This is a genomic window from Enterocloster alcoholdehydrogenati (genome assembly GCF_013282095.1).
Lineage (GTDB): Bacteria > Bacillota > Clostridia > Lachnospirales > Lachnospiraceae > Enterocloster > Enterocloster alcoholdehydrogenati.
The window spans coordinates 1-6,031 of record NZ_BLTJ01000028.1; the positions used below are offsets into that span (position 1 = coordinate 1).

At 43.5% G+C, this 6,031-nt stretch carries 12 protein-coding genes; 10 read left to right on the plus strand and 2 right to left on the minus strand.

All coding sequences use genetic code 11. The features are described from left to right. Both HW447_RS17635 and HW447_RS17640 read left to right on the plus strand, forming a co-directional pair. Positions 1–209 (plus strand): helix-turn-helix domain-containing protein (locus HW447_RS17635; RefSeq protein ID WP_243176343.1); only part of this gene is annotated, 209 nt, incomplete at its 5' end. Between the two features lie 5 nt (positions 210–214). Further along, the gene (locus tag HW447_RS17640) at positions 215–397 is read left to right on the plus strand and encodes a hypothetical protein (RefSeq protein ID WP_176256331.1); all 183 of its coding nucleotides are present in this window, start codon (positions 215–217) and stop codon (positions 395–397) included. Here the strand turns inward: HW447_RS17640 and HW447_RS17645 are convergent. Next, the gene (locus HW447_RS17645) at positions 387–701 is read right to left on the minus strand and encodes a hypothetical protein (RefSeq protein ID WP_176256332.1); all 315 of its coding nucleotides are present in this window, start codon (positions 699–701) and stop codon (positions 387–389) included. The genes HW447_RS17640 and HW447_RS17645 overlap by 11 nt on opposite strands. Positions 702–812: 111 nt before the next feature. Here HW447_RS17645 and HW447_RS17650 point away from each other — a divergent pair, with 111 nt between their 5' ends. Beyond that, a complete protein-coding gene (locus HW447_RS17650; protein ID WP_243176345.1) occupies positions 813–1,649 on the plus strand; it encodes a BRO-N domain-containing protein in 837 nt (278 codons plus the stop codon). Between the two features lie 462 nt (positions 1,650–2,111). Here HW447_RS17650 and HW447_RS17655 read toward each other — a convergent pair whose 3' ends face one another. Continuing rightward, the gene (locus HW447_RS17655; protein ID WP_176256333.1) at positions 2,112–2,639 is read right to left on the minus strand and encodes a hypothetical protein; all 528 of its coding nucleotides are present in this window, start codon (positions 2,637–2,639) and stop codon (positions 2,112–2,114) included. A 112-nt stretch (positions 2,640–2,751) separates the two neighbouring features. On the opposite strand from HW447_RS17655, the gene HW447_RS17660 reads away from it, so the two are divergent. From HW447_RS17660 to HW447_RS17690, 7 genes are all read left to right on the plus strand, one after another. Continuing rightward, positions 2,752–3,273, plus strand: coding sequence for a Rha family transcriptional regulator (locus HW447_RS17660; RefSeq protein ID WP_176256334.1), 522 nt, complete (start codon positions 2,752–2,754; stop codon positions 3,271–3,273). A 307-nt stretch (positions 3,274–3,580) separates the two neighbouring features. After that, positions 3,581–3,853, plus strand: a complete 273-nt coding sequence (locus HW447_RS17665; RefSeq protein WP_176256335.1) for a hypothetical protein — start codon at positions 3,581–3,583, stop codon at positions 3,851–3,853. A gap of 16 nt (positions 3,854–3,869) precedes the next feature. Beyond that, a complete protein-coding gene (locus HW447_RS17670; protein ID WP_176256336.1) occupies positions 3,870–4,196 on the plus strand; it encodes a hypothetical protein in 327 nt (108 codons plus the stop codon). 45 nt (positions 4,197–4,241) lie between these two features. Next, on the plus strand, positions 4,242–4,439 hold the full coding sequence (locus HW447_RS17675) for a hypothetical protein (RefSeq protein WP_176256337.1): 198 nt from the start codon (positions 4,242–4,244) through the stop codon (positions 4,437–4,439). Next, positions 4,436–4,633: a phosphatase gene (locus HW447_RS17680; protein WP_176256338.1), complete on the plus strand. Its 198-nt coding sequence runs from the start codon at positions 4,436–4,438 to the stop codon at positions 4,631–4,633. The genes HW447_RS17675 and HW447_RS17680 overlap by 4 nt, the downstream gene beginning before the upstream one ends. Beyond that, the gene (locus HW447_RS17685) at positions 4,630–5,421 is read left to right on the plus strand and encodes a hypothetical protein (protein WP_176256339.1); all 792 of its coding nucleotides are present in this window, start codon (positions 4,630–4,632) and stop codon (positions 5,419–5,421) included. Before HW447_RS17680 ends, HW447_RS17685 begins: the two co-directional genes overlap by 4 nt. A gap of 3 nt (positions 5,422–5,424) precedes the next feature. Next, positions 5,425–6,018 carry a hypothetical protein gene (locus HW447_RS17690; RefSeq protein WP_176256340.1) on the plus strand — a complete coding sequence of 198 codons (594 nt, stop codon included), beginning with the start codon at positions 5,425–5,427 and terminating at the stop codon, positions 6,016–6,018. The last annotated feature ends 13 nt before the right edge of the window (positions 6,019–6,031 follow it).

The window sequence follows — 6,031 nt, forward strand, 5'->3', positions numbered from 1 at the left end:
TGAAAAATTTGTACGCCAAATATGCAAAGTTGCGAGATAAGAAAGGGCTGACAGATTATCGGGTGTCTGAGGAAACAGGGATTTTAAAATCCACACTCTCCGAATGGAAAAACGGAAAATATAATCCCAAGTTCGATAAGCTGTTAATTCTCGCCAAGTATTTTGATGTTCCGGTGGAGTATTTCGCAGAGACTGAGGAAGGGAGGTGAGAGAGGTGGAGAAAAAAGAATTTCGTAGCATTCATATCGATCTGAAAAAGAAGGAGTTTCGCTTAAACGATATTCCAATGGGATCAGTATCAGTATTGGAATTAACCTTTAAAAATGGAAGATGGTCGTTGTACATCACTAAAGATGAGCTGTATGAGGGTACAACGACCACTAAGGCTACGGTATAAATTTGGTGATAAAGTCGGTTAGTTCTGTAAGCCCATTTTTAAAACGGTTTTCCATATAAATAATACCGAGATCGGTTAATTCAAAATTTCCGACAACGTAAAGTTTGATTAAACCAGCACGTCCTAGTTCTACGATAGTTTCGTCACAATCGTCAGGATGCCAAGAAGAAAAGGCTTTATTAGTTGAAAAATAATCCTCTTCAAATTGACGGGCTTCGGATTTTGGTAAACCGCTTTTGCGTAATTGCAAAAATGTCTTATAGATGAAACAAATCATTTTGTCAGCATCTTTAGTTAATTCCATGATATTCCCCCCTTTCGCTGTACTTGGTGTTGCAGCACCTGTGAATACAGTATAAGGCAGAGGGGAAGAAAAGACAATGTAGCTTAAGACTTAGGAAGGAGGACACATAAAATGCATGAGTTAATGATTTTTGAAGGCCACGAAGTAGAAGTATTCGAACTGAATGGAGCCGTACTTTTTAATCCGTATCATGTGGGGGAGTGTCTTGATATGGCACCTGGAACTGTGAAGGATCACATGAGCAAGATGAATAAAAAGCAGGTTGTAAAGGTAAAAAATTCGGATGTCGGTTTAACCAACTTCCGAAAATTGAACAACGCAGGTGAGAATTTCCTTACCGAGAGCGGCGTGTATAAGTTGGTTTTTAAAAGCCGCAAACCAAATGCAGAAGCCTTTACCGATTGGGTAACTGATGAGGTTCTTCCAGCGCTGCGTAAGACTGGTACATATGAAATGCCAAAAGCTAAAAAGAACAAATCGAACCGTACCGCATTATCCTCAGCTAACATGATGGTTAAAAATGTCATGAGCGTTTTGGAAAAGGCAAAAGTTGAACCTGTATTTATTGCTGCTGAGGTAAAACGCCTGTATACAGATCTGGGATACGAGGTAAAAGCTCCTCTGGTAACGGATAAAGAGACCATGCCAAAGCTTTATGATTGTACAGAGATAGCCAGGGAACTGGGGATCTATTCCACTAATAACAATCCACACAATCAGGCCGTAAGCGTTATTATCAAGAAATTACATATACCAGACAGCGAGATCATCACTACAGCGTTTAGCCAGAATGGACATGATGGTGTAACAGTTCAGTATAAGCCCTCTGTTTTGGATGATGCAAAGGCGTGGTTATCTGAAAACAATTACCCAACAAGAATCCCTTATGAAGATTTAAGGGGGAATAAAAAGGTTTGTACGGTGGTGTATCGCAATATGAACAGATAGAGATATTTTCGCTTTAAAGAAGTGATATGCGCTGTGAATAGCTTCTTGAAAGCAATGGTTGATAGTAGCAAAAGCGTATTACAGCTTCTTTTCTAAGTGGTAAGCCATCGGCATTTCCCCGAAGCACCCGATATAAGACATTGTGACTGTCTTATATCCGAGTTTACGCCACTGATCCGCTAGGTGGGCGGAATAGACGATTCTCTTTATACTATCACCTCCTTTCAAGAGGCGATTCACGGCACATATCATTATTGTAACACAAAAGCAGGAGGTGAATTTTGTGTTTGATAACTAATGAGGGAGACTGAGGAAGGGAGGTGAAAAAAGATGGGTTTGGCATTTTTAATAGCCGTTTGGATTATTGGTGCTGTATGCGTGTGGTTGATGAAAAAAATAGAACCCAATAACAAGATCTATCCTGTCTGGGTTCTGTTTGTAGCATTGATGTTTACAGTGTATTCATTTTATAGGTGGCTTCGTGGCTGACAATTCGTCATTTAGAGATGAGGCAATAGATGTGATGAGAGATGTATATTCTCTACGCTGTGTTCTTGAAGCATTTACACCATAAAATTCTTCGTCTACACGTTTAAGAAAATCAATGATAAAGTCTCGGTTATATTCATTGCAGAATAGAAGCGCTCTATCGGCAGATGAGTGCAATGCCTCATACACAGATGAGGATTGCGTTGTTAAAGAAAAATGTCCTGCTGCTTGTAGAAAATCACTAAATGCCGCCCTTTTATCAGCGTAATAAATAGAGAATTGCTTTTCTATTAATGCAGCATCGAACTCCTTTTTTTTAATAGTTTCTTGATGCGCTATATCCATTTGACGCATTATACGTGAGTGGTGATTGTTTATGATAGCAACAACAATCGGGGACAAAAATGCAACAACAGCAATAGTGGCTGTTATGGCCCAAGATAGATCTAATGGAGGCAAAGTGCTGATGGTGTTTGCAGCGGAAGCAGTAGCAAGTAACATGATTATTTCTCCTTTGCATTTGATAAAAGAATTGTAACACAGAAATTTAGAGACTACCAGAGAGCGAAAGGGAAAGCAAGATAATTTATAGTTTAGGAAGGAGGCACATAAAATGCATGATTTAACAAGAACCACCATTACATCAATGGAAGCTGCTGAGTGGTGCGGAAAAGAACATTCTAAGTTACTTCGGGATATTCGCAATTACATATCTCAGTTAGGAGAAGCCAAAATTGGATTCTCCGATTTTTTCAAGGAATCTACATATGTTACAGAGCAAAACAAGGCGCTCCCCTGTTTTCTTGTCACAAAGAAAGGCTGTGAGTTCATCGCCCACAAGATGACTGGACAGAAGGGAACGGAATTTACTGCAAGGTACATCAACCGATTCCACGAAATGGAGAATCCGAAAAAACAGATTCCTCCAACGGAGCATCCGGGAGAGGTGGCGAATCTGCTCAAAGTTCTTTCAAACCGTATGGATAAGCAGGGTATTGCTCCATATAAATCCGCTGAAATGGTAAAGATGGTTTGCGAACAGTATGGAATCCAGCTTCCAGCTGATTTTGTGAAGGTTCCAAAATATGAGCAGATGAGCATAATGGAGTTTTTAGAAGGAGCAGGCAAAAACTGAGGAAGGGAGGTGAGAATATGTGTTGTATTCCTAGAATGCGAGGAATTAACGAATGTTATGCATGGCTTAAAGCGCAGGATCCAGAAACTCAAATTACAAAATGGCGTTTTAGGAATCTTGTGAATGAAGGGATCATCCCTTCTAGCAGAAACGGAAGATGTATTTTGATCAACCAAGATATGCTCCCAGAGTATTTAAAGAAGTGGGCGGAATCTATGGAGCAGGAGGCAGAAAATATACGAGAACAAACGAAAGCTGAAAGCAGAGAAAGGGATCTTCCCAAAGTAGCAACAGCACAGTCTAAGCAATGCAGCAAATATGGTCAGATCAGAGCTATATAGAGAAGAAAGGACAAGCTATGGAAGTAATCAAACATAACCCCCAGCCAGAGGCCCCCATCACCATCACCCCCGAGGAATATGACGACATCCTGGCACTGGGCAGCCTGGTAGGGGATGAGCTTCAGAGATACCGCCAGGACAACCGCTGGGCGTGGAACCTGGCCGCGGCGATGGCGTTCCTGCTGGGAGCGGAATCAGTGGTGCTGTTTCTGGTGGCGTATGGCGTGATCGCGCTGTGAAGGGAGGTGAGGAAGGATGAATCAGAGATTGAAGCGTAAGGCGGAGAAACGCAGGAGACAGCAGATCTGTGAGGCCCTGGATCTGTGCTTGCAGATCAACGGGCTGCAGGAAAGTAAGCGGGAGCTTACAGGGGATCACCCTACAGCGTTCTTTCTTTTTAACGGTCATGTCGCAGGGGTGACGGTGGAAACTTATGCGACTGGCTGGGAGCCTGGTATGGATGTAGGTAAGTACCTTGATGCATATCTGGACAGCCCAGGCCAGATGGACAAGCTGTTCAAGGATCTTAAGCAACTGAAAAAGGACCTGCACAGCGGCAACTGTGGCGGGTCCAAAAAATAAAAAACTAACACCCTTATTATAAGGGAGAATGAGCGAGGAAACAAGATGGCAAATCGAAAAAATGATGTATTTTGCGCTGAAAATCAGTATGAGGAGGCTCTGATGCTTATGGGCCGGGTCAATGCGCTGGCAGGGATTATCCAGGCAAGCAAGTATTCCGTCGACCGTGAAGTGGTTGCGGCGGCGCTGGGCTTTGAACTGGCTGAGAATAAAGACAACGAACAGGGAGGAAAAGCAGAATGAAAGTAAAGGCAAAAGAACTGATCTCAGGGCAGACGATCCGGGTGGAGTACGGTGATTACGGGAACTGGGTTAAGTTCCAGATAGATGCGGTAAAACCGGATGGAAGATATATCAATGTGGACTGCCACGCAGGCGGCGTACATACAACCCTGGCTATGGAACCAGAGGAAATGGTGGAAGTGAATGAATCATGAAGAAATTTAGAACATTGAGAGCAGACGAGATTGATTGCAGGGTAGCCACAGTAACAGAGAAAGGCGTCACCCTTCTGCTGTATAAGGATGCCCGGTGCGACATGAATATCCTGGATGAAGCTGTGGGGCCGGAAAACTGGCAGCGCCACCATTCCAGGGACAATGCAAACTGTACGGTATCTATCTGGGACGACGACAAGAATCAGTGGATTGAGAAAGAGGATACAGGTACAGAGAGCAACACAGAAAAGGAAAAGGGGTTGGCCTCGGATTCGTTTAAGCGGGCTTGCTTTAACTGGGGGATTGGCCGAGAACTGTATACTGCTCCGTTCATTTGGATTCCGGCAGGAAAATGTAAGATTGAAAAGGCAGAAGGAGCTGGAAGAGCAAAATACACTTGCAGGGATCGCTTTTCCGTAAGCCAGATCGGCTACGATGCTGAGAATAATATCAATGCATTAGTGATTAAGTGTAAAAATAAGGTGGTTTTCACTCTTGGGCAACCTGAACCAGAGGAAACAGCAGATACCATGCAACCACAGAGGCCGATATTGGTAGAGACGGCTCATATTAACACGCTGTACGTGGAATTATCCAGAACAGGGGTAGGATTGAAACAAATTCTACGGAATTATGATATTAAAGATGTTCATGAGATGAATATAGACCAATTTCGGGACGCAATGGACGTCTTGAAAGGCAAACCAGATAAGCCAATAGATCCCGCCACAATTCCTCCTGAAAACGGGAGTGATGGACTGCCATGGAACAATCCGGAAAGGCAGTAGCTTATGGACTTTATGGGAAGATTTGTGGGTGGTCTGCGTATTGATATAGATTCTCACCGGATGGAACTGACTGTACAGTGTGATCGGGACGATATCGGCCCGGAGTGGGATGATCTGAGAAAACATGAGAAGCTGGTCTTTACTGTAAAGCCATGGAAAAAGAAACGCAGCTTGGATGCAAATGCGTATTACTGGCAGCTGGTGACTAAACTTGCGGACAAGCTGAACATTTCCAAGCCGCACTTGCATAACATCCTTTTGAGACGATATGGACAGACCGAGTTTATTGATGGAAAGATGATCTACCTTGTGTTGCCGGACAGTGATGATGGGAGCAGGCAGGCGGATGAGGCGGAAACCTATCACATCAAACCCACTTCAGAGGTCAAACAAGGCATGGACGGAATGATGTACCGGACGTACCTGATGCTTCGCGGTTCCAGTACGTACAACACCAAGGAGATGAGCGGATTGATTGAGGGCCTGGTGTCAGAATGTAAGGAACAAGGAATTGAAACAATCCCGCCTCAAGAACTGGAGCGGATGATGGAAATGTACGAGAAGAATTGGAGAAAACGCCATGAAAAAACTGCATAGCGTGCTCACAGAT